The 25,665-nt window shown below is 69.3% G+C and carries 24 protein-coding genes; 6 read left to right on the top strand and 18 right to left on the bottom strand.

The features are described 5' to 3' along the window. Positions 1-116 precede the first annotated feature (116 nt). Both AB0B40_RS26630 and AB0B40_RS26625 read left to right on the top strand, forming a co-directional pair. Positions 117-1,367, top strand: coding sequence for a cytochrome P450 (locus tag AB0B40_RS26630; RefSeq protein ID WP_345058168.1), 1,251 nt, complete (start codon positions 117-119; stop codon positions 1,365-1,367). Continuing rightward, positions 1,361-4,816, top strand: coding sequence for an SDR family NAD(P)-dependent oxidoreductase (locus AB0B40_RS26625; protein ID WP_362265942.1), 3,456 nt, complete (start codon positions 1,361-1,363; stop codon positions 4,814-4,816). The genes AB0B40_RS26630 and AB0B40_RS26625 overlap by 7 nt, the downstream gene beginning before the upstream one ends. A 68-nt stretch (positions 4,817-4,884) precedes the next feature. Here AB0B40_RS26625 and AB0B40_RS26620 read toward each other — a convergent pair whose 3' ends face one another. The 9 genes from AB0B40_RS26620 to AB0B40_RS26580 form a co-directional block, all read right to left on the bottom strand. Further along, complete coding sequence (locus AB0B40_RS26620; protein ID WP_362265940.1) at positions 4,885-5,820, bottom strand: NAD-dependent epimerase/dehydratase family protein; 936 nt, start codon at positions 5,818-5,820, stop codon at positions 4,885-4,887. A gap of 193 nt (positions 5,821-6,013) precedes the next feature. After that, positions 6,014-7,201, bottom strand: a complete 1,188-nt coding sequence (locus tag AB0B40_RS26615) for a DegT/DnrJ/EryC1/StrS family aminotransferase (RefSeq protein ID WP_345058174.1) — start codon at positions 7,199-7,201, stop codon at positions 6,014-6,016. 173 nt (positions 7,202-7,374) lie between these two features. Beyond that, on the bottom strand, positions 7,375-7,980 hold the full coding sequence (locus AB0B40_RS26610; RefSeq protein ID WP_345058176.1) for a response regulator transcription factor: 606 nt from the start codon (positions 7,978-7,980) through the stop codon (positions 7,375-7,377). Positions 7,981-8,021: 41 nt separating this feature from the next. Next, entirely contained in the window at positions 8,022-8,387 is a 366-nt protein-coding gene (locus AB0B40_RS26605) for a DUF6059 family protein (protein WP_345058178.1), read from the bottom strand. Between the two features lie 55 nt (positions 8,388-8,442). Beyond that, on the bottom strand, positions 8,443-9,510 hold the full coding sequence (locus AB0B40_RS26600; protein ID WP_345058180.1) for a glucose-1-phosphate thymidylyltransferase: 1,068 nt from the start codon (positions 9,508-9,510) through the stop codon (positions 8,443-8,445). A 186-nt stretch (positions 9,511-9,696) separates the two neighbouring features. Then, positions 9,697-10,677, bottom strand: coding sequence for an NAD(P)-dependent oxidoreductase (locus tag AB0B40_RS26595; RefSeq protein WP_345058182.1), 981 nt, complete (start codon positions 10,675-10,677; stop codon positions 9,697-9,699). Continuing rightward, on the bottom strand, positions 10,674-11,279 hold the full coding sequence (locus AB0B40_RS26590; protein ID WP_345058184.1) for a dTDP-4-dehydrorhamnose 3,5-epimerase family protein: 606 nt from the start codon (positions 11,277-11,279) through the stop codon (positions 10,674-10,676). Before AB0B40_RS26590 ends, AB0B40_RS26595 begins: the two co-directional genes overlap by 4 nt. Positions 11,280-11,303: 24 nt before the next feature. Next, the gene (locus tag AB0B40_RS26585; protein ID WP_345058186.1) at positions 11,304-12,509 is read right to left on the bottom strand and encodes a nucleotide disphospho-sugar-binding domain-containing protein; all 1,206 of its coding nucleotides are present in this window, start codon (positions 12,507-12,509) and stop codon (positions 11,304-11,306) included. Further along, entirely contained in the window at positions 12,509-13,783 is a 1,275-nt protein-coding gene (locus AB0B40_RS26580) for a glycosyltransferase (RefSeq protein WP_345058188.1), read from the bottom strand. The genes AB0B40_RS26585 and AB0B40_RS26580 overlap by 1 nt, the downstream gene beginning before the upstream one ends. 139 nt (positions 13,784-13,922) lie before the next feature. Here AB0B40_RS26580 and AB0B40_RS26575 point away from each other — a divergent pair, with 139 nt between their 5' ends. Further along, complete coding sequence (locus AB0B40_RS26575) at positions 13,923-14,729, top strand: class I SAM-dependent methyltransferase (RefSeq protein ID WP_345058190.1); 807 nt, start codon at positions 13,923-13,925, stop codon at positions 14,727-14,729. 79 nt (positions 14,730-14,808) lie between these two features. On the opposite strand, the gene AB0B40_RS26570 is transcribed toward AB0B40_RS26575, so the two are convergent. The 7 genes from AB0B40_RS26570 to AB0B40_RS26540 form a co-directional block, all read right to left on the bottom strand. Further along, entirely contained in the window at positions 14,809-15,969 is a 1,161-nt protein-coding gene (locus AB0B40_RS26570) for a nucleotide disphospho-sugar-binding domain-containing protein (protein WP_362265936.1), read from the bottom strand. 143 nt (positions 15,970-16,112) lie between these two features. Beyond that, positions 16,113-16,811 (bottom strand): VC0807 family protein, encoded by a 699-nt coding sequence (locus AB0B40_RS26565; RefSeq protein ID WP_345058194.1) that lies wholly within the window; start codon positions 16,809-16,811, stop codon positions 16,113-16,115. A gap of 152 nt (positions 16,812-16,963) precedes the next feature. Continuing rightward, positions 16,964-18,046, bottom strand: coding sequence for a histidine kinase (locus AB0B40_RS26560; RefSeq protein WP_345058196.1), 1,083 nt, complete (start codon positions 18,044-18,046; stop codon positions 16,964-16,966). A 66-nt stretch (positions 18,047-18,112) separates the two neighbouring features. Beyond that, entirely contained in the window at positions 18,113-18,496 is a 384-nt protein-coding gene (locus tag AB0B40_RS26555) for a hypothetical protein (protein ID WP_345058198.1), read from the bottom strand. Further along, complete coding sequence (locus AB0B40_RS26550; RefSeq protein WP_345058200.1) at positions 18,489-18,698, bottom strand: helix-turn-helix transcriptional regulator; 210 nt, start codon at positions 18,696-18,698, stop codon at positions 18,489-18,491. The genes AB0B40_RS26555 and AB0B40_RS26550 overlap by 8 nt, the downstream gene beginning before the upstream one ends. A gap of 31 nt (positions 18,699-18,729) precedes the next feature. Continuing rightward, positions 18,730-19,938 (bottom strand): cytochrome P450, encoded by a 1,209-nt coding sequence (locus tag AB0B40_RS26545; RefSeq protein WP_362265933.1) that lies wholly within the window; start codon positions 19,936-19,938, stop codon positions 18,730-18,732. After that, on the bottom strand, positions 19,877-21,157 hold the full coding sequence (locus AB0B40_RS26540) for a nucleotide disphospho-sugar-binding domain-containing protein (protein ID WP_362265931.1): 1,281 nt from the start codon (positions 21,155-21,157) through the stop codon (positions 19,877-19,879). Before AB0B40_RS26540 ends, AB0B40_RS26545 begins: the two co-directional genes overlap by 62 nt. 162 nt (positions 21,158-21,319) lie before the next feature. Here AB0B40_RS26540 and AB0B40_RS26535 point away from each other — a divergent pair, with 162 nt between their 5' ends. Next, positions 21,320-21,754 carry a cupin domain-containing protein gene (locus tag AB0B40_RS26535; protein ID WP_345058206.1) on the top strand — a complete coding sequence of 145 codons (435 nt, stop codon included), beginning with the start codon at positions 21,320-21,322 and terminating at the stop codon, positions 21,752-21,754. A gap of 75 nt (positions 21,755-21,829) precedes the next feature. On the opposite strand, the gene AB0B40_RS26530 is transcribed toward AB0B40_RS26535, so the two are convergent. Both AB0B40_RS26530 and AB0B40_RS26525 read right to left on the bottom strand, forming a co-directional pair. Next, positions 21,830-22,837 carry a Gfo/Idh/MocA family oxidoreductase gene (locus AB0B40_RS26530; RefSeq protein ID WP_362265929.1) on the bottom strand — a complete coding sequence of 336 codons (1,008 nt, stop codon included), beginning with the start codon at positions 22,835-22,837 and terminating at the stop codon, positions 21,830-21,832. Beyond that, positions 22,834-24,135: an NDP-hexose 2,3-dehydratase family protein gene (locus AB0B40_RS26525; RefSeq protein WP_362265927.1), complete on the bottom strand. Its 1,302-nt coding sequence runs from the start codon at positions 24,133-24,135 to the stop codon at positions 22,834-22,836. Before AB0B40_RS26525 ends, AB0B40_RS26530 begins: the two co-directional genes overlap by 4 nt. A gap of 282 nt (positions 24,136-24,417) precedes the next feature. On the opposite strand from AB0B40_RS26525, the gene AB0B40_RS26520 reads away from it, so the two are divergent. Both AB0B40_RS26520 and AB0B40_RS26515 read left to right on the top strand, forming a co-directional pair. Then, a complete protein-coding gene (locus AB0B40_RS26520) occupies positions 24,418-24,615 on the top strand; it encodes a hypothetical protein (protein WP_345058212.1) in 198 nt (65 codons plus the stop codon). An 88-nt stretch (positions 24,616-24,703) separates the two neighbouring features. Further along, the gene (locus tag AB0B40_RS26515; RefSeq protein ID WP_345058214.1) at positions 24,704-25,054 is read left to right on the top strand and encodes a hypothetical protein; all 351 of its coding nucleotides are present in this window, start codon (positions 24,704-24,706) and stop codon (positions 25,052-25,054) included. Positions 25,055-25,665 lie beyond the last annotated feature (611 nt).

Below are 25,665 nucleotides of genomic sequence, written 5' to 3'. Positions count from 1 at the left end.
CCGATCCAGCATCGCTGTCCTGTCCCTCGATCAGCAACTCGATGCGGGCACGAATCCGCTCCGACGGCCGCGCACCAGCGTCGGCGGCGCCACCTGAGGAGAACGGAGGTCGGCGCATGGACGCCCCCGATGGACGCGGAGAAAGCCCCGCGGCCGGTGGCAGGTGCCCGGTGGAGGCCGTGCCCGCAGGCGTGCCGCTGTTCCCGATGCGCCGGCCCTGCCCGTTCGGGCTGCCGGCCGCCTACGCCGAGATGCGCGAGCACGCGCCGGTACGGCGGGCGCGTCTGGCCGGCGGCTCCCTGGTGTGGCTGGTGTCCCGCTACGAGGACATCCGGACCCTGCTGGGCGACGCCCGGCTCAGTTCGGACCGGTCGCGGCCTGGTTTTCCCTCCCTCGACAGCGAGACCGCCCAGCTCGCCACCGTGCCGGTGTTTCTCGGCATGGACGCGCCGGACCATCTGGCGCACCGCCGCATGTTCCTGTCGGAGTTCCTGCCCAGGCAGGTCGATGAGCTGCGGCCGTTCGTGCAGAGTTGCGTCGATGGGCACCTGGACCGGATGGTCGCGCAAGGGCCGCCGGCCGACCTGGTGACATCGCTGGCGATGCCCGTGCCCGCGCTCACGATCGGCCGGATCCTCGGCGCGCCGGAGGGCGCACTGCCCCGGCTGGAGCAGTTGTCGGTGGCCGCGCTCACCCATCGTGGCACCGAGGCGTTCGAGGAACTGTTCAACTTCGTCAGGGAGATCGCCGACGACGCAGCCGCATCGCCCGCTTCGGCCGGCGCCGGCATGATCGGCAGAGTGCTCCGGGAGTACGTCGCGGCCGGTCAGCTCGAAATGTGGTCCATGCTGGCCACGGTGTTCGTCATCCTGCTGGCGGGCTACGAGACGACCGCGCACATGATCTCGCTGGGTGTCCTGACACTGCTGCACCATCCGGAGCAGCTCACCGCGGTACGCCGGCATCCGGAGTTGGTACCCCAGGCGGTCGAGGAACTGCTGAGGTTTCTGTCGGTCGGTGAGCTCGCCGCCGTGCGGATCGCGGCCGAGGACATCGAACTGCGCGGGACGACGATCCGGGCCGGCGACGGCGTGGTGCTGCTGGGCGCCGCGGGCAACAGGGACCCGAGGGTGTTCGAGGACCCGGAGCGCTTCGACGTCCACCGCTCCCCCGGTCGGCACCTGGCCTTCGGTCATGGCCCCCATGCCTGCATCGGGGCGCGGGTCGCGCGGCTGGAGCTGACCGTCGTCCTGACCACCTTGCTGGAGCGCCTGCCCGGTCTGCGGCTCGCGCAACGCATCCCCCACGACGCGGTCGACTACGAGGCCGTGCTCTTCGGGCTGAAGAGGCTGGAGGTCACGTGGTAAGCGCACCACCGCAGGCGGTCCTGAGCGGGGAAGCGGCCGAGCCGCCCACCGACTGGCCGGCCACTCTGAGCGCCGCGCTGCTGCGTGCGGCGGACGGTGGCCGCACCGTCACCACCGTCGACGCAGGCGGCGAGGAACTGGCGGTCACCTACGGTGATTTGGCCCGTGCCGCGGGCCCGGCGCGGTCGGCGCTGCGCGCGGCGGGCGTCGGTCCCGGTGAGCCGGTCGTGCTCGCGGTCCGCGACAGCATGCGATTCCTCACCGCGTTCTGGGCGTGTGTGCTCGAAGGAGCGGTACCGACCCCGATCGCGCCGCCGGCGGCGGGCCCCTCCGGGGAGGCCGACCGGGGCCGGCTGGGGGGCGTGTGCGAGCTGTTCCGCGGGCCGTTGGTCGTCGTCGACGAGGACTGGGCCGACGAGGACGCCGCCATCCGCCGCCTCGACCTGCGAGCGCTGCCCCCGTCCGGCAGCCAGGCGGCCGAGCCGCAGCCCGGTGGGGCCGTGCAGCGGTGCCCGGACGACGTCGCGGTGCACTTGCTGACGTCGGGCAGCACCGGCGTGGCGAAATGCGTGCCGCTGACCCACCGGGCGCTGGCCCACCGTGCCTGGGCCGCGGCCCGGCACAACGGGTTCGGGCCCGACGAGGTCGCGCTGAACTGGATGCCGCTCGACCACATCGGCGGTCTGGTCATGTGGTGCCTGCAGTCCGCGTTCTTGGGGTGTGACTACGTCGACGTGGACACCCGCCTCATCCTCGGGGACCCGCTGGCCTGGCTCGACCTGCTCAGCGCGCACCGCGCCACGATGACCTGGGCGCCCAACTTCGCGTACGGCCTCGTCAACAGCGAGCTGCGCCGGGGCACCGGGCGCAGCTGGGACCTGCGCGCGCTGCGGCACGTGCTCAACGGTGGCGAGGCCGTCGTCGGCGCGACCGCCCAGGAGTTCGCCGCCCGGCTGGCCGGGCACGGTCTTCACACGGACGCCGTGCACCCGAGTTGGGGCATGTCGGAGACGGGTTCCGGGGTGGTCTACTCGCGCCTGGACGCCGCCGACACCGCCGTGGGCATGGTGCATGTGGACGCGGCCTCCCTCGATGGTGCACTGGCCTTCGTCCGCCCCGGCCTGCCGAGGTCGCTTGCCCTCACCGTCACGGGCGTCCCCCTGCCGGGCGTCACGGTCCGCATCACCGGCGAGGACGGCCAGGTGCTGCCGTGCGACCGGGTGGGCGACCTGGAGATCAGCGGGTCCACGCTGTTTCGCGGTTACGTGGGCAACGTGGAGGCGAACCGGCAGGCGTTCACCGCCGACGGCTGGTTCCGCACCGGGGACCGGGCGTTCGTCCACGAGGGCGAGCTGACCCTCGTGGGGCGGGGAACCGACGCCATCGTCGTCAACGGTGTCAACGTCCCCGTCCACGACATCGAGGCGGCACTGGAGTCGGTCCCCGACCTCAGGCCCGGCTTCGTCGCGGTGTGCGGGGTGCACACCCACCGCGGACAGCGCCGCACCGTCGTCTTCGCGGCCCGCACCTGTGCCGCCACCGCGACGTCGCAGGAACTCGTCGCCTCCGTACGTGAGGTGACGGGACGTCAGTTCGGTTTCATGCCCGACGACGTGGTGTTGATCCCGGCGGAGTCCTTCCCGAAGACGGCGATCGGCAAGATCCAGCGGAAGCGGCTCGCCAAGGAGTACGCCCGTTCCGAGGACCCGGCATCCTGGATGTGCACGGAGATCTGGGACCCCACCCCCGCGCCACCGCTCCAGGGGACGCAGCCAGAGGCGCTGCTGCTGTTCGGCGACGCGGAGGACGCGCGAATCGCGCCGCCCGGCAGCGTCGTCGTCTCACGCGGCCCCGCCTTCCGTGAACTGACCCCGCTGCGCTACGAGATCGACCCGGACGACCCCGCCTCGCACGCGGCTGTGCACACCGCCCTGGACCGTCACGGCCTGCGTCCCCGGACGGCGGTCTACACCTGGCTGCCCGGCCCGGACACCACGCTGCCCCGGACACCGGGGCCCGAGGTCCTCGACGGAGGCGGCCCCGCCTCGCTGCTGGTCGCCCTGCAGTCCGCGCAGCGTGCCCCGGCACCTCCTGAACGGTTTCTCATCGTGACGCGCCACGCATGCGCGGTCCGCGCGGACGAACCGGTGAACCCGCTGGCGGCGACCGTGACCGGACTGGTCAGGACGGCACGGACGGAGGGCGTCCGGCTCGACGTGCGGCAGGTGGACTTCGGCACGGCCGAGACCCCCGCCACCGTCCTGGACACCCTGGCCGGCGAGGCTCGTAGCGCCGACGGCGAGGCCGTCGCCGCCTATCGGGACGGCACCCGGTACGTGCCCCGCAAGGTCCCCGTGCAGGCGCCGGCTCCGGCTGGCCGCGGCGCCCCGTCCGCGTTGCGCACCGGCGCGACGGCACTGATCACCGGTGGTTTGAGCGATGTGGGGTACGAGCTCGCGCGGCACCTCCAGGGCCGGTACGGCATGGACCTGGTGCTGGTGGGACGCACCCCGGTGTGCGTGGGCGGCGCCGGAGAGCGCGCGCGGCGTCTGACCGCGCTGGCGGAGCGGGGCCGCGTGCACTATGTGTGCTGCGACGCCGGTGACGAGGCGGCCCTCGAGGGGGCCGTCACCGAGACGGAGTCCCGGTGGGGCGGCACGGTGGGGCTGGTGCTGCACCTCGCGTCGCAGGACGTGGGCAGCAACTGGCTGGAGCCGGAGGGGCATGTGGTGGCGAACGAGCCGGTGGACACGTTCCGCTCCGTCCTGCGGAACAAGTTCCTGACCGCCTGGGCCGCCGCGCGACTGGCGGCCCGGCGCCCCTCGTGCACGCTGGTGCTGTTCTCCTCGCTCAACGGCGCCTTCGGTGCCTCCCCGTTCGGCTCCTACGCGGCGGCCTGCACAGGCGTCGACGCCTTCGCCCGCGGCCCGCGCCGGCCCGGGTCCGCATCGGCGCACGCCCAGGCGTGGAGCGTGTGGTCGGGCCTCGGTATGAGCCGGAAGGCCGCCGAGCTCGACGTGGCGGTCCGCCGCCGGGGCTTTCGGACCATGGACCGGGACGAGGCAGTCGACCTGTTCGAGCTCGCGCTCGACGCGGGCGAGCCCTACCTGCTGCTGGGTTACGTCCCGGGACGGGGCACCGGGACGCGGGACGCGGACCGGCCCGGTCCGCGGTCCGCGCGGGCAGCCACCGGGGACGTCCGCCCGCTGACACCGTGGCAGGACGCTGTCGTCCGGGTGTGGTCGCAGGTGCTGGAGCGGCAGGACGTAGGGGTCGACGACAACTTCTTCTCCCTGGGCGGGACTTCGGTCATGGCGATCCGGGCTGCCGCTCTCCTGTCCGACGACTGCGGCGTCCGCGTCCCGGTCGTCGAGATCTATGACAACCCGACGGTGCGCGCACTGGCCACCGTCGCCGAGCGCGCTGCCGAGCAGCCTGGACCGTCATGAGCGCCCGGGGGCCGGGGCGAGGTGACGGCGCCCCGGCGCCCGGCTGGAGCGTCGTCAACGGTTCCTGATCACCCTGCAGCCGCGGGGACGGCCGCACGCCACGCCTCCCTGACGCCGTCGGTCAGGGACGTCCGCGCCTGCCAGCCGATCGCGGTACGGGCCCGCCGCACGTCCAGCCAGACCTGAGCGCGGTCGAGGCCGCGGGACGGTAGGTGTTCGAAAACCAGGGGACGGTCCACCACCCTCCGTACGACGTCGGCCAGTTCGGCGAGGGAGGTGGGCCGTCCTGAGCCGACGTTGAGGACCAGTGGGTTTCCCCAGGTGGCCAGGAGCCCGCTCCGGTCGACGTGCAGAAGCCGGTGCATACAGTCGACGACGTCGTCGATGTACACGTAGTCCCGGGTGCTTGCCGGGTCGCCGATGATCCTCAGCGGTGTGCCCTCGTGCACCGCGCGCAGCCAGTGGGCCAGGACGCCCTGCCCGGCCGTCGCGCGCTGTCGGGGACCGTAGACGTTCGACAGGCGCAGGATGATGCCCGGGATGGTGCCGCAATACGCGGACAGCTCCTCCTCCAACGCTAGTTTGGCGGCGCCGTAGGAGGCCGTGGCGCGGGTCGGCGAGACTTCCGAGAACGGCGGGCGGACGTCCGGGTCATACACCGTGCCGCCGGAACTGGTCAGCATCACCGTTGGCGGATCCTGCATCTGGGCCAGTCGGCAGAGCAGTTCCGCGAACAGCCGGTGGTCCGCCTGGGCCCTTTCGGGGTGCTGTTCCCCGAGCAGCGGGTTGATGCTGCTGGCGAGGTAGAAGACGACGTCCGCGGTGAGCAGGCAGTGCGCGAGCCCGACGGGCGGCATGAAGGCGGCCTTCCTGGTGAAACACGCGGTGTCGATGCCCGTCTGGTGCAGCACCGCGCTGAGCTCCCTGCCGATGAATCCGCCCGCTCCGATCACCACTGCCCGGCGTATGGTGATGGGCTTCCCGCGGGATGCGAGTCCGGGCATCTGGTGCGCCCCCCTTTTTCCTTGGCTTTCCATTGGCGCGAGCTCGGCCATACCGGAAGGCCAGTACAGTGCCCGGGGCTCCAGAGCCGCTGGACATGTGTCGGCGTCGGCTCCTGCACGTGGCTTCTACCGGTTCCCGAGACGTCCTGGTTACCGTCCGGGCCGACTCGGGGTGCCGTACGAGCCCACGTGGTCAGGCGGCCCGGCGCAGGCACCGGGTGACCTCGTGGCCCCGCTCCACCGCGAACCGGATGATCGCGCACACCGCGGTGATGTCATCAGCGGTGACGCATTCCCCGGTGGGCAGCACCATGACGCGGGCGGCGATGCTGTCGGTACCCGGGAACGGGCGGTGGGTGCGGTAGGGGTCCATGCGGTGGCAGCCCGGATAGAAGTAGCGGCGGGCGAAGACGTTTTCAGCCGCCAGGACCGCCAACAGGTCGTCGCGGTCCAGTCCGGTGCGTGCGGCGTCCACGTCGAGCACGACGTACTGGTAGTTGTTGGCTTCGCGCTCGTCGACCTCCAGCAGCCGCAGTCCCGGCGTGCCGGCGAGCTCGTCCCGGTAGCGCCGGTAGTTCTCCCGGTTGCTGCGTACGAAGTGGTCCATGTCGTCCAGGGACGTCAGGCCCATGGCGGCGCTGGCCTCGTGCAGCTTGGCGTTGGTGCCCACCGAGACGACGTCGTCATGCCCGGCGATGCCGAAGTTCCGCATCCGTCGGGCCCGGCGGGCCAGTTCCCCGTCGGCTGTGACCAGCGCACCGCCCTCGAAGGAATTGATGAACTTCGTGGCGTGGAAGCTGAACACCTCGGCGTCGCCGAAGCCGCCTATGCGCCGCCCGTTCCAGCCGCACCCGAAGGCGTGCGCGGAGTCGAAGATCAGGGCGAGACCGTGGCGCCGGGCCAGCGTGGTCAGTTCGTCCAGCCGGCTGGGCCGACCCCAGATGTGGACGCCCAGGATGGCCGTGGTGTCCGGGCCGATGAGGGCTTCGGCCTCCGACAGCAGCAGCGAGCCGTCGTCGGGGTCGACGTCGCACAGGACTGGGGTCAGCCCGATCCATGACAGGGCGTGTGCGGTCGCGGCGAAGGTGAATGCCGGCATGATCACCTCGCCTGTCACGCCCCGTGCCCGCAAAGCGAGTTGAAGGGCGGAGGTGGCGTTGCACGTGGCGATGCAGTACGGGGTGCCGGCCTCCTGGGCGACGCGCCGTTCGAACTCCTCGCACAGGACGCCGCCGTTGGAGAGCCATCTGCTGTCGAGAACCGTGTCCAGCCGGTCGTAGAACGCCTTGCGTGAACCGATGTTGGGCCGCCCGAAGACGACGGGAGTGTCGAACGCCGGCGCGCCGCCCAGGACGGCCAGGCTCCCCAGAGTCCGTTTCACCGCCGCTCCCCGGCCTCGACGAGGCGCAGTTCGCGCGCCCGGTCGCCAGAGCGGGCGGTGCGCATGGGGCGGGTGACAGCGGGCACACGCATGTGAGGAACCCCTTCTCTCAGGTCCCTCACGATGGACCGCGCCGGTCGAGGACTGGTGAAGGACAGCGCGAGTGCCGCCCGCTACAACCAGCCGCGGTCGCGCGCGATCCTGATGGCCTGGCCCCGGTTGCGGGAGGCGGTCTTCGCGATCGCCGCGGTGATGTAGTTACTGACGGTGCTCACCGACAGATGCAGGTACTCCGCGATGTCGGCCAGGGTGTCGTGGAACTGGGCGGCACGCAGCACGTCACCTTCCCGCTTGCTCAGCGGGCTGTCGCCCGACTCCATGGCCAGCCGCACCTGCTGGCCGGAGAAGAGGAGTTCGCCTGCGGCCACCCGTCGGATGGCGGCGGCGATCTCTCCCACCGGCGAGTCCTTCGTGATGTAGGCGCGTGCTCCCGCCTCCAGCGCCCGCCGCACGTACCCGGGCCGCTGGAATGTCGTCAGCATCATCACCAGCGGTGGGTGGGAATGCTGCTTGAGCGCCTCGGCGACGTCCAGACCGCTGACACCGGGCATCTCGACGTCCAGCAGGAGAACGTCGCATCCGGTATCCGCGAGGGTCTCCACCGCCGTGTCCCCCCGGCCGAGCTGGGCCACGACCCTGATGTCGGGCTCCAGTTCCAGCAGAGCTGCGATAGCCGAACGTAACATCGCCTGGTCCTCGACGATCGCCACATTGATCACGAACGTCCGCTCTCCCTCACGCCTGTCCCCTACCGTCCAGGCTACCGGGCGGACCTGCCCCGGCGGCGCTGCGACCCCCGGGGCGGCTGGGTCCGGTGCGGGCGCTGCGCTGACCAGACCTCAAGGTCGAGCAGCCGTTCCCGCTCCGTCAGCGGCACGTCAGGCCTCACGCGCTCGGGGTGGCCGGCCCGCGGCCCGGCCAGCCTCGCGGGCTGGTGCGAGGCGTAGCGGACCGGGGCGAGCCAAGAAGTGGTGACGTACACGAACTGTTCGACGATGCAGAAATCGAACGGGTCGGGGGGGACAGGTGTGACGTGGAGTGATCCGTACGTCATCAGGCAGCGCCACAGTGGCCGCAGGCAGTAGTCGCTCACCAGACCGCGTACGGTGCGCAGCGTCCCCCTCACGCCGCACCGCCATCAGTGCCGACGGCACCGCCGCTCATCGCCTTCCTCCGTATGCTCATGGAGAGATCTGCACCTCGCTGTGATCGCCGAGGATCAGCCGGTTGCTGAACGGCTTGCGCGCGGCGGGGGTCACGCTCGCGTTGCGGCCGATGAGGGATGCCCGGAGCCGGCCCACACCGTCCAGGCGGGCCTCGCGCAGCACGATGGAGTACTCGATCTCGGTGTCCTGCACCCGGCAGTCCTCCGCTATGGAGGTGTAGGGGCCGACGTACGAATTGCTGATGACCGTGTTGCAGCCGATCACGGCCGGGCCGACCACGCGGGAGCCAAGTACCTGTGCGCCGGCCTCGATTCTGACCCGGCCGATCACCTCGCTGTCCGCGTCCACCGTGCCCTCGGTCCGCGGCTCGACGTTCTCCAGCACCGACCGGTTGGCCTCCAGGACGCCGGAGGCGTCGCCGGTGTCCTTCCAGTAGCCGTGAAAACGCGTCGACCGGACCTCATGCCGGGTGTCGATCAGCCGCTGGATGGCGTCGGTGATCTCCAGCTCGCCGCGCCAGGACGGCTCGACGGCTCGCACCGCCTCGTGCACGACGGGCGTGAAGAGGTACACGCCGACCACGGCCATGTCGCTCTTGGGCCGCGCCGGCTTCTCCTCCAGGGCCAGGATCCGCCCGTCGTCGGCCACTTCGGCCACGCCGAAGACGGTCGGGTCCGGCACCTGGGTGAGCAGGACCCGCGCGTCGGTCGGGTCGGCGCGGAACTCACGCACGAGGCACGCGGCCCCGCCGACGGCGAAACTGTCACCCAGATACATGACGAAGTCGTCGTCGCCGAGGTATTCCCGGGCGATGAGGACCGCGTGCGCGAGTCCCAGCGGCTTTTCCTGCGGCAGGTAGGTCACCTGCAGACCGAACTTGGAACCGTCGCCCACCGCTTCCTGGATCTCGAAGGCGGTCTCCCCGACCACGATCCCCACCTCGGTGATCCCAGCTCGTGCGACATCCTCAAGGGCATAGTAGAGAACCGGTTTGTTGGCCACCGGTACCAGTTGTTTGGGCGAGGTATGCGTCAGGGGCCACAGACGCGTGCCCGAGCCACCGGACAAAACGAGAGCCTTCATGCAACGAACGTTAGGACGGCCTTCTCGAATACCGCTGAGGGACCGGTCGATAGGCATGCCGGTATCCCAGAGTGAGCGTCAAAGGTCATGACGGAGCAGGCACAGCCGGTTCTCGCGTGGCAGCCGCGCTCGGGCCGCGGTGGCCCGCGGTGGCCCGCGGCGGGGCACGTGCCCGACTGCGGGCGTCTACTTGGAACGCGTCGCCCGACGGTCCGCGGAGTCGGGGGCGACGTCGGCGTCGCGCTGAGGATTCACCGCGGACCACACCTCGGTGAGCGCGTCGCGCAGTTGTTGCCGAGGCGTCCAGCCGAGCAACTCGGCGGCCGTCGAGATGTCGAGGCGCTGCCATTCGATCCGGTCGGTTCCCGACGGCGGCGCATCGTCGCGGATCTGTGTCGGCCAACCGCTGACAGCCACCAGCGTCTCGACCAGTGATCGCACGGAGATCGCCTCCCCGTAGCCGAGGTTGATGATCCGGCCCACCGCCTGCCTGCTCTGCGCCGCCGCCAGGACGCCACGGGCCAGGTCGTCCAGCGCCAGGAAGTCCTGATGGGCCGTCAGCCGGTACAGCCGCAGCACCGCGGGCCGGTTCTCCCGCACCGCGGCGGCCAGTGCCGCGGAAACCGTACCGAGCAGGCTCACCTGGGGACTGCCCGGCCCGATCGTGGTCGGCAGGCGCAGGATCACACCCTCCAGTTCGCCTCGCCGCGTGGCCGCAAGCACCGCTCGGGTCGCCGACAACTTGCTTTTGCCGTAGGTGCTCACGGGCCGTGCGACGGCGTCTTCGGCGATCGCGACGCCGGCCGGTCCGGTGCCGTACTCCTTGGCCGAACCCAGCTGAATGAGACGTACCGCTCGGGGATGTTTCGCGAGCGCGGCCACCAGCCGGTCGACCAGCACGGCATTGGAGTCGATCAGTTCGGGTTCGCTCAGTTGCCATACCCCGCCGGCGGCGTTGACCACCAGGCTCGGCTGCGCCTCGGCCAGCACGTCAGAGATGTCCGCACTGGTGAGATCCGCCACCAGCAGCCGGGCTGCGGTGACCGGTACTGACCGGCGCCCTACGGCGAGCACGGACCAGCCTGCGGCGTCCAGTGCCGTACACAGCCGACGACCCAGGTAGCCGGTACCACCCAGCACGAGCGCGCGCGGCTGCGGTGGGGTCACGTCGGCCGGCCCGGGTGCGCCTGGGCAAGAGCCCGGCATTCGTCATAGGTCGGCAGGAGCTGTTCGTCCAGGCACTCGCGGAGTCCGCGGCCCTGGGCCGCGATGTCCGACGGGATCGGATCGGCGACCGGCCAGGTGATGCCGAGTTCGGGATCCAGCGGGTTCAGCACGTACTCGATCTCGGGAGCGTACGAGGTGGAACACAGGTAGGAGACGGTGGCGCCCTCGGTGAGGGCGCAGAACCCGTGCCCGAAACCCTCGGGCACATACACGCTGTGCTGTTCCGTCGCGTCCAGTCGAACACTTTCGTGCTGTCCGAACGTCGGCGAGCCGAGCCGCAGGTCCACCAGGACATCGACGATCGCGCCGCTCATGCAGGAGACGTACTTGGCCTGTCCCGGTGGCGTCCTGGTCAGGTGCAGGCCACGGATCGCACCCAGTGTGGAGACCGACAGGTTGACCTGGGCTACGTTCAACGTGTGTCCCGTGGCCTCGCGCAGCCAGTCGGCGCGGAACCATTCGAGGAAGACACCCCGCTTGTCGCGATGCCGGTCGGGTATCACCTCGAACGCGCCCGGTAGGGTCAGCGGACGAGCCTTCATCTGAACTCCCTCGCGCCCTTTGGATTACGCAGGTTTCCTGGCCGCCCACAGGCCCGTGCCTGCCGCTGAGTCCCGCTCGATCTGGGTGACGACCTCGGCCGGCGTAGGCAGAGCGAGATGCTCGTCCTGTAGTCGCGTGGCGGCGTTCTGGTAGTCGGGTAGATCGGCGACGAACTGGCAGAGCGCCTCTTTCAGGGTGGCGTCCTCAAGGTCGACCGGCCACAGGTGGCGTCCGCTGCCGGTGGCTTCGACCTGCCTGGCGTTGACGATGGCGTCGGGCCACCAGGGCACGACGAACTGCGGCGTACCAGAGCTCACGGCCGTCATCGTGGTGCCCGCGCCGCCCTGGTGCACGATGGCCGCGCAGCTGGGCAGCAGCAGATGCAGCGCGACCGGTCCGACGTGCACGACGTTCGCGGGCAGGTCGGTGAACATCTCGCGGTACTCCCCGTGCACCGCGACGACGACCTCCACGTCCTGGTCCGCGAGGGCACGCACGACGCGAGGAGCGAGAATGCCCTCGTTCCAGCCGTACTGGAACAACGACCCGCCCCAGGTGACGAGGATGCGCGGCCGGCTGGGCGGGGTGCGCAACCACAGCGGCAGCTCAGCGGGACCGTTGTAGGGGATGTAACGCATGGACGTGCCGGTCACCCTGGGGTCGACCCGGCGCAGCCGCGGTGGGCACGGGTCCAGCGTCAGGTCGCCGACCAGGTTCACCCGGTCCGCCCCGATCCGCTGGGCGAGGCCGCCCAGCATCTCGTCCTGGATGCGCGCGATTTTCGCGGACGAGTCGGTGGCCCACAGCAGGCGCATCGAGGGAACCCCGAGCGCACTGGCGAGAACCGGCCCCAGGAAGGCCATCGGCTCGAAGACGACGAAGTCCGGCCGCCACTGCCGGGCGAAGTCCGTTGCCTCCTCTGCCATGGCCTCCGCGGACTCCGCGATCCGGTACAGCGAGACGATGCCGTTCTTTCGGTGTGGGCTGTTCTCGACGACGGCCCGGTCGTTCTCCGGGCGCCAGCCACGGTACATTTCCGACAGCTGACCGACGATGTCGAGGTCGGGGCCCACGGGCAGCGCGGGCAGCCCGGCTCCGGTGATCGTGGGCGCGAAGGACGGCTGACTGGCAACCATCACATCGTGCCCCGCGGCGCGCAGTGCCCAGCCCAGCGGTGCCATCGGATAGAAGTGAGAATTCCACGGCCAAGTGATGAACAGTGCGCGCATCAGCGTGTGCCTCCACTTATTCGGTCCATGGTCATGTTCCGGCAGCGGGCTGGGGAACGACTCGTGCATGGCTGGGAACGGACTTGGGCCCATGGACCTGTGCGGCCGCTGAGCCGTGCGGCGAGCAGGGTGGCGACCTCAGAGGGGGTGGGCAGGGCCCGGTTCTCCCTGCCCAGTCGGCCGGCGTGGTCCTGGTAGGTGGGCAGGTCTGCGAGGAATGCCTCGAGTGCGTCGGTGAGTGCGGTGTCGTCGAGGTCCTGCGGTGGGAGGTGACGTCCGCTGCCGGTGGCCTGGAGTTGCCGGGCGGTGACCACACCGTCGGGGATCCAGGGGAGGAGCAGTTGGGGGACGCCGTGACTCATCGCGGTCATGGTGGTACCTCCGCCGCCGTGGTGGATGATGGCGGCGCAACCGGGCAGCAGGAGGTCCAGCGGGACGGGCCCGACATGGCTCACGTTGTCGGGCAGCGCGGTGTAGTGCTGACGTTGGTCGGCGGAGGTGGCGACGACGACGTCGACGTCGTGGCGGCCGAGTGCGCGGACGATACGGGGGCCGAGGGTGCCGTCGTGCAGGCCGATGGGAAGCAGGGTCTTGCCCCAGGTGACGGCGATGCGTGGCCGGTCGGGCCGACGGTGCAGCACAGCGGGCAGCCGGGCTGGGCCGTTGTAGGGGACGTAGCGCAGCGGCTGGCGGGTGACGTCATCGGCGGGGACCTGCAGCCGGGGTGGGCACGAATCCAGCGTCACATCCCCCAGCGGGGCGAACTCGTCCACGCCCAGCCGTTCGGCCAGGCCGCCGAAGAGCTCGTCGCCGAGCAGGGTGATCGCGCGCGAGAAGTCTATTCCCCACAGCAGCCGCATTGCGGGGACGCCCAGGTGGGCGGCCATCAGCGGCCCCAACAGCGCCATCGGCTCGTACACGACGACATCCGGTTGCCAGGAGTGCGCGAAGTCCATCGCCTCGTCGGCCATCGCCTCGGCGCAGTCCGCGGCGAGTTGGTAGGTTCTCCGGCCGCGTGGGGCCTTGGATGTGCCCTTGGCACCATGGGCAGGCGCGGTCGGGCGCCAATTGCGGTACGCCGCTGTGACGCGGCCCTGCATGTCGATGTCGGGGCCGACCGGCAGGGCGGCCAGGCCCGCGTCGGTGATGGTGCTGGTGAACGAGGGCTGGCTGGCGACCATGACCTCGTGGCCTGCCGCCCGCAGTGCGTGGCCGAGCGGGACCATGGGGTAGAAGTGAGTGTTCCAGGCCCAGGTGATGAACAAGGCGCGCATCGCCCCATGGTCGGCCGGACTGCTCGCGAACACCTGGGAGAACCGCTGGCCCCTTGCCGGAGCCCCGCCCCACCGCATTCCCACCGGTCCTTGAGGCGGCGGGGCAATGCTGACCCGAACGGCACGAGAGGAATCCGGCATGCTCGCGAAGAAGGACATCCCGCCCGAATACCGGGAGTGGAACAAGCGCTGGGGGGCACCCTACGGTTTCCACGTCGACCACTCGCAGGTGAGTCTGCAGAGGTTCAGCGCCAAGAACCCGGAACGTTATGGTCCCTTCGGTTTCCAGCCGACCAGCCACACCAGGACCATGGAGTATCCCTGGGCTTACTTCACCGCCGATCCGCAGCCGGGAATGCGGGTGCTGGACGTCGGCGGATGGCTCAGCGGGTTCCAGGTCGTTCTGGCAAAGCAAGGGTGCAAGGTCGTCAACGTCGATCCGTCGGAGGACGAGAAGTGGTCGGTCGGGGTCGAGAAGACCAACGACGCGCATGCGGAGATCCACGGTTGGTTCACCTCGATGTTCGACGTGGACGTCACGCTGGTCAGCGAACGCTTGCAGGACGCCGACTTCGAGGCGAACTCCTTCGACCGGATCTTCTCCCTCTCGGTTCTCGAACACGTGGACCAGGACGAGGCCGAGCTGATGGTCGACACCATGTGCCACCTCCTGGCACCGGGCGGGCTGATCGTGCTGAGCATCGACCTGTTCCTCGACGTCAAACCTTTCGGGCTGCTTGACAAGAACGCCTGGGGACGAAACACCGACGTGCATGCCCTGTTGTCGCGAAACAACCTGACGGTCGAATGCGGCGACCCCGCCGAGCTGTGCGGATTCCCGGAGTTCGACCCGCAGCGCATCGCGGACCGGATCGACGAGTTCTTTCCCAGCTGGAACTATCCCGTCCTCAGCCAGTTCGTCACGTTGCGCAAACCGCTTGGCTGACAGACGGAAAGCGGAAGGGTGGACTGTCCCGGACCGGGGCAGTCCGTCGCTGGCCACCCACTGGTGAAGCGTTCGCCACTCACCGGTGAAGCAGAGCCGGTCCGTTCCCGACGCCCCGCTCCGCCACGAGACGCTCAAGCGAGTCCACCACCTGCGCCGCGGACGGCTGGGCCGCCATCTCTTCCCGCAACCGCAGTGCCTGCTCGCGCGGGCCCCGGTCCTCCAGCAGCCGCTCGACGTGGTCGCGGACGGCCTCCGCGGTGACCGATTCCGCGGACAGCCAGTCTCCCGCACCGCTGCGGGTGAGCCGCCCGGCGTTCCAGACGTGGTCGACCGACATCGGCAGCAGTAACTGCGGCACGCCGTAGGCCAGCGAGGTCATCACGGTCCCGCCGCCACCCTGATGGATCACCAGGTCACACGTCGGCAGCAGCAGATGCAGGGGGGTCGGGTCGATCACCCGCACGTTGGCCGGCAGCGATTCGAGGAATGCGTCCGTCCGGCTCCCCGCGATCGCCAGAACCTCGACGTTCAGCCCTGCCAGGCCCCGCAGCACCGCGGCGAACAGTCCCTTAGCCGAGTCCGTTTCGCGGTAGAGCTCGGCGATGCTGCTGGCCAGCAGGACGATGCGCGGTCGCGTGGGCGTCTCCAGGTGCCATGGCTGGAGGACGCCAGGACCGTTGTACGGCACGAAACGCATCGGCAACCGGGCTACGTCAAGCTCGGTCTGCAACGACGGTGGACAGGGATCCAGGGTGACCGTGCCCAGGGTGTCCATGGGGTCGACCCCGATGCGCGAGCACAGTTTCCCGAGTGCTTCCGGCTCGAATTGCCTGGTCACCGAGGTGTAGTCCATCCCCCAAATGTGGCGTGCCGCAGGGACGTTCACGGCGGCGGCGGTCAGCGGGCCGACGAAGGTGGTGGGATCGTAGACCACCAGATCAGGCCGCCAGGTCCGAGCGAATCTCAATGTGTCGTCGATCGTCGCTTCGGCCATCGCCACGTACATCGCCACGGCATGGGGGCCCAGCTTCCGGACGTCCTCGACCCTCGCGGGCCCCGGCAACGACGCGAGCCAGTCGAAATAGAATCCGGTCATCCGTCGCGTCACATCCGGGCGCTCCTGCCCGAGCACCACGGCGGGCAGCCCGGCGTCCCGGATGGCCGGCACAAGACCCTCGGTGCTTGCGACGATCAGTTCGTGCCCGGCTGCCCGCAGCGCCCAGCTCAGCGGAACCATGGGCTGCAGATGCGAGGGCCAAGCCCATGTGACAACGAGAACGCGCACAAGCGGTTACCTCCATCCATGAGTAGTTCCCTCGACCATGGACCGAACCGGTCGAGGACCACTCAAGAAGCGCCCGGCACGGTGAGGGGTGGTCGCTACGGCCGACCGGCTTCGGCTTCGGCTTCGGCTTCGGCTTTGAGACGGTCGACGTAGTCGAGCACGATCCGCCGCGCCGGCATGACCATGGCCCTTGCGACGAAACCGATCAGCACGAACATCACGATGCCGGCGCCGTTGGACAGCAGCAGCGACAGATCGATCCGCGAGGCGGGAAAGAGGTAGATCACCAGCACCCGTAACCCGGAGTCGATGACCATGATGGAGCCGACCGCGAACGTCATGGCTCGTTGCGCACGCCGGTAGTCGGGGCTCTCCTGCCACGCCAGCTCGAAGGCCTTGGCCCGCACGGGATCTCCGAAGGTCGCCGCCGACCCGATGAAGGTCGCCGTCAAAGGCCGGGCCGCGAGCAGGGTGCACAGACAGAACACTCCGCCGAGCAGCACGTACAACGGCTGGCGGCAGGCCGCGATGCGCACATCACCTGTGCTGAGCGACAGCGCCAGTGTCGCCGCCAGTTCGAGCAGTACGAGTATCCCCGTCGCATCGAGCTTCCTGCGGCGAATCGTGCTGCCCAGCGCGATGAGACCGACCACGATGCCGGGAATCGCCAGCGACCAGATCACGCCGATGCCGAATGCTCGCAGGCAGTAGTACCCCGCGATGGACACGACCAGTTCCAGGATGATCGTCAGCAGACCGCCGACTTGTGGCCGAGACTGCGTTGTGTGTGCCATGTGCCCTTCCCCTGTGCCGTTCCCTCGCGCCGCGGCCGTTGTGCCGCCGGCCCGTCATCGATCGTTTCAGTCGCACCGAGAGCCGGACAGAGGCGGAACTACCCAGTTGTCCAGGAGCTTTCTCCTGTGCCGTGCCGGTCGGCGGACCCGGATCAGGACGGCTCGTCCGCAGCGATCGGCAGTTCCATGGTCAGCCGGAACCCGCCGTCCTGCCGGACCTGGGCCGTCAGATCGCCACCGAGTTCCCGCGCGCGTTCCCGCAGGCCGGTCAACCCATGGCCACCCGAGCGGCCGGTCTGGACCGTTCGGCCGCCCAGGTCGTCGTTGACGACGTCGAGCCGGACCGATCGTCCGGTCGACTCGACGGTGATCGCGCACTCGCTGGCATCGGCATGCCGGAGGACGTTCGTCACCGCTTCCCGTACGCCCCAAGCCAGTACCGAATCGACCTGGGCCGGCCATCTCCGGTCCGGCACGGTCACGACGACGCTGTGGAACAGGGGATCGAGACTCCGGTGCGCCTGGTCGATCTCGTCAGCCAACGACGTCGACCGGTAGCCGGTGATCGCCTGCTGCACTTCGAGGATGGCGGTCCGTCCCACTTCGTGGACATCCTTGGCAGCCGCCGCTGACGCTGCCGGGTCCACGCCGGCCAGCCGTTGCGCCAGTTCTGCCTTCGCCATCATGGTGACCAGGCTGTGGCCCAGCAGATCGTGCAGATCCCTGGCGAACCGCAGCCGCTCGTTGTCGACCGCCGCTGTGGCGTAAGCCTTTCTGCTGGCCCGGGACCGGGCGACCTCCAGCAGGAGGCGGCCGCGCAGGACGGCGATGGCGCCGGAGGCCGCGACCAGCGCTGCCGCTGACAGCGCAGCACCCGAGAGCAGGCTCAGCAGTGTGACGGCAGCTATGCCGAGGACCGCCTCACGCGTGCGGACGAGGAGATTCGCGCACGCGACCGCCGTCAGCACGGCGGTCGCCCACCACCCCGGTGCCAGCGCCCACTCTCCCCAGGCCGTCAGTGCGGTCAGTCCCGCGTAGCACGACAGCCGAATAACGAGCGGATACGTGGGGGTGATCCACTGGCTCACGGCGAACAGTGCCGCAAAGAGGCCGAGGGCACCGGAGTTGAGCACCGCGAGCCCGGCTGGAAGGCCCATCGCCGTATAGGCCGGGCCGATCAATGTGAGGAGCAGGATGAAGAGTCCGCCGGGGTAAGGATCGTCGGCATGGATCATCGGCCCGTACCAGGGCCTTGGACGTCCCGAGGGGATCACCACCTCAGTGTGCGGCTGACGCGGTGCTCAACTGGTCCGGCGGAAGAGCAGGATGAGCACGATGTAGCCGATCGCGGCCACCATCACCATCCAGTAGTAGGGATTGCCGCTGCGGCCGGATGCGAGTTCGCCGATGAAGGCGCTCAGGTTTCCCACCGTGAGGATCACGCCCACGCCGGCCCAGGCGCGCAAGTTGATCGAGTGGGAGCGTTCGTCCGGATGAGCGACGGCCTCGCGGTAGCCCTCACTGCGGTGTGCCAGCACCAGTAACGTCAGGCTGCACAGCGCCATGACGCCGAACACCACGAGCCCGATGCCGACATGGCCGCCGACCGACGCAGTCACCAGGCAGACCACGCCGATACCGAGGAAGAACGCCGGTACGGACCACGTGGCCGGGGTCCTAGTCATGGGCTTTGTCCCCGTCGGCATAGAACATCTCCTCTACGTTGCTCTGGAAGAACCTGGCCAAGGACAAGGCAAGCGGCAAGGACGGCGTGTACCGCTCGGCCTCGATGGAGTTGATGGTCTGCCGTGAGACCCCGACGGCCGCCCCGAGCTGCGCTTGGGAGAGCCCGCGCGCCGCGCGCAGCTCCTTGACCTTGTTCCGCATATGGAAAGCGTACTTGTCACCCCCCAGGGTGTCAAGCTTGCTTTCCATCTCGCCACGTCACATCCAGGGCGTGCAGCCCGAACACCAGGGCCTCGTTGTCCAGCAGGTCATCGGTGATGGCGCCGGCCAGCCGCAGCTCAGGCAGGCGCGCTATCAGCGTGGAGAAGATGATGTTCAGCTCCAGTCGGGCCAGCCGCCAGCCGATGCACTTGTGCGGCCCGTGGCCGAAGGCCAGGTGCCGACGTGCGTCCCGGTGGATGTCGAAGGTGTCGGGGTCCGGATAGGCTCTCGGGTCGCGATTGCCTGCCGCGCCCAACGCCACGATGCCCTCCCCCGCTTGGATGTGCACACCGCGCATGGTGAAGTCCTCGCCCGCGATCCGTACCGACGCCAGCTCGCCGACGGAGAGGTACCGCAACAGCTCGTCGACTGCTCCGTCCATGAGTGCCGGATCGGCGCGCAGCTCGGCCAGTTGATCCGGATGTTGCAACAGCGTCGCGATGCCCAGCGACACGAGGCCCGCCGTCGTCTCGATGCCGGCCGTCATGATCATAAAGATGGTGTGCAGCACATCCTGGGTGGAAATGCTTCCACGCTTCACATGCTTTCGCAGAACCCGGCTGGTCAGGTCGTTTCCGGGCACCCTTCCCCGATAGTCGACGAGGTCACGCATGTACGCGAACAGCGCGGCGAAGTGCGACTCGTCGCGCTTGGTCATCGTCGCCGTCGCGATCCGCTCGAACTCGTCGTAGTCGGATTCCGGGACGCCGAGAACCCGGGCGACCGCCAGCGTGGGTATCGGATAGGCCAGGGCGCGCGCCATGTCCGCGGGAGGTCCGGCCGCGATCAGGCGGTCGACGCGCTCGTCGACACAGTGCTTGAGGAACGGCCGCATCGCTTCGCAGCGTTGGGCGGTGAACTCCGTCTGATACATGTGCCGTGCCGGTCCGTGGTCGGGCGAGTCCATGCCGAAGAAGACCCGGACCTGGCGCAGATGGGTGGTTTCCGCGTTGAGAAAGGGAAACCCCGGAGCGGACCGGTCGGCGCGAATCCTGGGATCGGTCAGGGCCGCGCGGATGTCCTCGTAGCGGGAAATCAGCCACACGGCGGTGTCGTTGGCCAGCCTGGCCCGCCGGACCGGACAGTGTTCCAGCATCCGGGCGTACTCGGCCGGCAGTTCAAACGGCCCCGGCCTGCTCATCGGAAACAACGGAATGTCGGCGTCGGGCTTCTCCGTCATGGTCGCCACTCTCCCGTCGGTTCGAGGCTGTTTGCTTCCCGAAGTTCGTCCATACGCCGGTGGCGTGCTGGAAGTCGTGCGCGAGCTGGGTGGTGACCGCGGCCGGTGTGGGCAGCGCCAGGTGTGCCCGGAGCAAGTCGTCCGCGCACTCCTGGTGCCCGGCCAGACCGCCGAGGAACTCCTCGAGTGCGTCGGCCAGGCCGGCGTCATCGAGGTCGTCAGGCCGCAACCGGCGCCCGCTGCCGGTGGCTTCCACCTGTCCGGCATTGACGATGGCATCGGCCGCCCAGGCCAGGATCAGTTGCGGGACGCCGTAGCTCACCGCGGTCATGGTGGTGCCGGCTCCGCCCTGGTGGATGATCGCCGCGCAGCCCGGCAGCAGCAGGTTCAGCGCGACGGGGCCGACGTGGATGACATTGTCGGGCAGGCAAGTGAAGCTGTCGCGTTGCTCGTCGAGTACCGCGACGACCACCTCGATGTCGCGGCCGGCCAGCGCCGCCACGATGCGGGGTGCCAGGAACGCCCGCTGCCAGCCGAGGTGGTGCAGCGAGCCGCCCCAGGTGACGACGACACGCGGTCGCTGCGGCGGTGTGCGCAGTCGATGCGGCAGCTGAGCGGGGCCGTTGTAGGGGACGTAGCGCATGCCCTGCCGGGGCAGGTCGGCGGCGATCTGCAGCTGCGGCGGGCAGGGGTCCAGCGTCAGGTCGCCGAACGCGTTGGACTCCTGCAGCTCCCGCCGGGTCGTCAGCCCGCCGAGGAGCTCTTCCCCGGTCGGGCCGAAGTCCGTGACCGAGGCGAGGAAGTCCGTCGCCCAGAGCAGGCGCAGTGCGGGGATGGCCAGGTCTCGCGCGATACCGGGACCGAGGTATGCCATCGGCTCGTAGACGACGAAGTCCGGGCGCCAGTGTGCCGCGAATCGATAGGTGTCCTCGGCTATGGCGATCGCGCTGTCGGTTGCCGCCTGCACGGCAGCCGCGCCCCGGTGCTCGATCGCCGTGCGGTCCAGGGAGTCGTGCTGGTGTGCTCGGCGGAGCTGCCCCTTGACGTCGACGTCCTCGCCGACCGGGAGCGCGACCAGACCAGCCTGGGTGATCGTCGAGGCGAAGGCGGGCTGCGCGGCGACGACCACGTCGTGTCCCGCCGCACGCAGCGCCCACCCGAAGGGTGTCATCGGATACAGATGCGAGCCCCAGGGCCAAGTGATGAACAACGCGCGCATCGTTGCTGCCTCCGTCGGTGCCGTTCGCGGTATCTTCCGCCGCCGGACTCCGGAACCACTGGTGTCCGGTTGGTCGGCGAGGCCCCCAGTCCGCTCCCAGCGATGTCCGACCGGGCCGTCCGACGCTGAGTCGTCAGAGCGACTCGACCGGAAGGAGCTGCGGTGTCACAGGCCAACCGTGCCGCGGTGGAGAAGGTCCGATTCAGCGATGTGCCGCCGAATCGTCGCCGGGGCGGTGAGATCAGGGTCGGACTGAGTCCGAGCACTGTCGGCTCGGTATCGGGGTTCATGGGGGCGGTGACGCTCGAACCGGGCGAGTACGTTTCCGAGCACTACCACCCCTATTCCGAAGAGTTCCTCTACGTGGTCCGGGGCCGTATGGTCGCGACCGTGGACGGCAGGGACATCGAACTCGCCGCCGACGAAGCGATCATGGTGCCGATCGGTACGAGGCACCGGCTGGTCAACCACGGCAGCGAGTCGGCGCTTGCCGTGTTCCACCTCAGCCCGCTGGCACCGGAGCCCAGGCTGGGCCATGTGGACACCGAGCCACCGCCCCACGCCGACGAACCGCCTGTGGACGTGGCTGGGAGTTAGTACGCCGGCAGCGCCGTGGGCCGCTGCCACGGTCCTGCGACGGCGCGCCGCGGTGCGGCGCGCTCACGACGTCGCTCACGTCCGCCCGTTGATGGCACATATGCGCGCCCTGTCACGAACGTCGTCGACGAGCTGGGCCTGTTCCAGGAAGTCGCTCTCGCCGTACCGCTGGATCTGTGAATTCCGGGTCTGTGCGACGAATTCGGAGATCGTCGTCAAGAACTGGTCTTCGGCAGGGACGACGACCTCGCGCCCGTGATCCGCGCGTGCCAGGCGAATCACCGGACTGAACCCCGGTGGCGGCGTGTACGCGCGGTCGACCGACACCACACCCTCGCTGCCCCACAGCCGATAGCTGCACCGATAGGCATGCTCGAAACCGAAGGTGACGTGAGCGGCTGGGCCGGACGGTGAACAGAGCAGCGCGTGTCCCGCGACATCGACGCCCCGGGCCGGATCTGTCTTCAACACGGCACCCGCAACGGTGAGCCCGGCGCCCAGGAACCGGGTTGCGGCGTACAGCGGGTACACACCTACGTCCAACAGCGCACCGCCGCCCAGGTCACTGGCGTACCGCACATCCGTTGCGGGCAGCGGCGGAATACCGAAACACGCCTCGACACCGCGCACCTCACCGATTTCTCCCGCCGCGACCAGCTCAGAGACGGCTGCGTGCAGCCGGTGCCGGGCAGCGGTGAGATTCTCCTGCAGGGTGAGTCCGAGCCTGTTCGCCAGCGCGGTGAGGGCGAGGGTGTCGGGGTGACAGGTAGTCAGTGGCTTTTCCGCCAGCACGTGTTTGCCCGCGACCAGTGCCGACTCGATCCATTCGGCGTGCAGGCCGGTCGGCAGTGGAACATAGACGGCATCGATGTCATCGCGTCGGAGCAGGTCGTGATAGTCACAGGCAGCGACTCCCCCGAAGTGGTCCGCGTAGTGTTCGGCCTTGCGCGGTGTGCGGGAGGCCAGCGCGACCAGCCGCGCGGTGGGGGCGGCGAGGATGGCCGGAATGGTTCTGCGCACGGCGATATCGGCGCAACCGAGCACGCCGAAGCGTAGTGGCGGCTGCTCGATGTCGCCGGTCATGCGCCGCACCTGACGGCCTGGAGGCAGGCCAGCAGGCTGCGGGCCTCGACGTTGACGTAGTAGCCGTGTCGCAACAGGGCTTCGAGCTGGTGGACGCTTGCCCAGCAGAACTCCGGCGGCAGTGCCACCGGAAAGTCTTCGTCGGCCTCGATGAGCATGTACCGGTTTTCGGAGTGGTAGAAGCGACCGCCCTCCTCGGTGAGGACGGTGTCGAACAGGATGCGGTCCGCACTGGCGCCGAGGACGTAGTCCAGGAAACGCGGCGGGTGCTGTAGGTAGTTCGCGGGAGTGCACTGCACGGTCGGGCCCAGTTCCGCGGCGTCCAGCACTCCTGCCTGGAACCGGGCCCGCACTGCCAGGTGGGCGACACCGTCGAAGTTCTTGACGACGAAGGCCACGACGCCCTGCCCACGGGGAGAGAGCATCGGCTGATCCCACTCAAGGACCTCCCGGTCGGCCGCGGTGACGCACACACCGACGATGTCGAAGTACAGCCCCGAATCGTGTGTGATCCGCTCCGGCCCGTACCGCCATCCCTCGATGCCTCGCAGGGGAACTCGCCGGGTCGCGACTTCGTGCCTGCTCTTGACCCCGGTGAACCACCGCAGGAGGCGGGTCGTGTCGGGCTCGCCACGCTCCCCGTCAGGCAGACACGACAGCACCGACCGGGTGTCCATGTTGATCAGCTGCTCGACCCTCAGCAGCCGCCGCAGATCACGGACGTCCACCCAGCGGTAGCCGTCGTCGACTGCGAAGTCCTCCTCGACCAGGACGATCATGTTGCGATTGCGTTTGCGCAGGAACCACGAACCTTGTTCGGACTGCAGAACGTCGACCAGGACGGTGTGATCCTGCGGATCGGTGAAGTACTCGAGATAACGGGTGGCGCTCCCGTGGTGCGCCCGGGTGTAGTTGCTGCGAGTCGCCTGGACGGTCGGTGACAACTGCATCATCTTCGCGTTGCCGGGTTCCATCTTCGCCTGTATCAGGCATTGCAGGGTGCCGTTGTGTTTCCGGACCAGAAGTCCGAGGATACCGATCTCGGGCTGGCTGATGATCGGCTGGCTCCACTCGGCGACGGTGCCGTGGGTCGTACGGGTATGCAGTCCCTCGATCGTGAAGAACCGGCCGCTGCTGTGCTTGATGTTCCCCGTCGATGCATCCAGGTGCCAGGAGCGCATCTCGGCCAGCGCAATTCGGTCGACCGAGCACGAGATCTTCCGCACCCGCCTCTCCAACCAGGCCAGGAACTCCTGGTCGACCCCGGAGTCGGCGAGTCGGGGCCACCGTTGGAGCATGCCTATATCCGAGCTCTGCAGCGTCGCCGAGCTGTCTTCGCGATATCGGCGCATCGGTGTGCCTCCGCTCCCTCAAATTCAAGGCCCTCGCCGGTCCACGGTCAGCAACCGTGCTCGTGGATGGCTGGGGCGCGCTTGGAGGGACGGCGTCACGACGACATCGTCCTCGTCGCGCCTGCGCAACGGCGACGGTTCCCATGCACCCTGCACCTGCTCGGGCGTCGCTTCGCCGAACCGTCAAGCGGCGGTGGGCTACCGGGGACGCCAGGTGCGGATCTCGAGGTGGAGGATCTGGGCGTCGGCGCGGATGCGTCCCGTTTCGACAAGCCATGGGTGGACGGCTGCGGTGACGTCGCCGCCTGCGGTGTCGGCTCGACGGGCGAAGTCGGCAGCGTCGAAGCCGCCCATCTGGGCGCAGCCGCAGGAGCGTTCTTCGGTGCGATGGGCGCGTTGGACGACGCCTCGGCGGATGCCGGGTGAGTCGGTGCGGCTGCCGGAGGGGGCCCGCGCCCGAGACAAGGCCGGCAACGCGTCGGCCTGGAGCCCGCCGCGCTGCACCGCCGTCGCGATGGACGACCGCTCTCTGACCTCCTCGAACGGCTGGTCCAGGACCACGGGCAGCGCCTACTACGCGGGCACCGCCACCGTCACCAGCAAGGCCAAGGTCACGCTGACACGTGCGGACGCGCAGACCAAACACATCGCGCTGATCGCCACCCGCTGTCCTAGCTGCGGGTCCGTGGCTGTCTACGGGAACAGCTCTCTGATCAAGACGATCAGCCTGCGTGCGCCAGCCACACAACGACAAGCCGTACTCGACGTCACCACCTTCAACAGCATCAAGTCCGGCAAGCTCACCCTGCGCACCCAGGACACACGGTCGGTACAGATCGATGGACTCGGCCTGAGCCGCTCGTAGCAGGCGCTGCGAGCGGCCGTACGGCGCGGTGAAGATCACCCTGGTGGTGCTGCTCGTGGTGATGCTGCGCAACTGAGGACACCGTCGTCGCTCGGGGCTCCAGACAAGCCTCGGCCGCCAGGCGGGCGGGCGTGCCCCGGCCGTCGCCATGACCGGCGTCCCGCTGCGCCCAGGAGTTGTCCGTACACCCGGCCAGCGCGTCCGCCACGCCGACACGGGGTGTTCCGGCCTGAGGGCCAAGCAAGACCTGAAGGCTCTGGTCCTCCCCGCCGACGCGGAGGTATTCCGAAACCCCGCTACCAGCTGGGTGGCACCCGGCTCGCCCCCCGCCACATCCGCGCGGACGTCGACGTCCAGGAGGTGCCGTTGTTCGGCGAAGGCGGCGCCCTGTCATGAGTCAGGGTCGGGCCGTGGTCGGCTCCATGGGGCCGATCAAGGCGGCCGCGCGCAGTCAGAGGCTCGAGTGCCGGGCGTGGCGACCTCCCAGTCGGTCGGCACGGCCTCGGCCGGGGCCCTCGGCGTCCGGGAGCGTGGCGGGATTTCCCGGTGAGGTCGTCCGTGATCTGCATGACGGCGATCGGCGGGCGGTGTCGGCGGCAGTGGCCGCCGAC

It is taken from the genome of Streptomyces sp. NPDC042638 (assembly GCF_040647235.1).
Classification (GTDB): Bacteria; Actinomycetota; Actinomycetes; order Streptomycetales; family Streptomycetaceae; genus Streptomyces; species Streptomyces rameus.
Note: the sequence above shows the minus strand (reverse complement) of the source record. Positions and strands in the feature narration are given on the sequence as shown.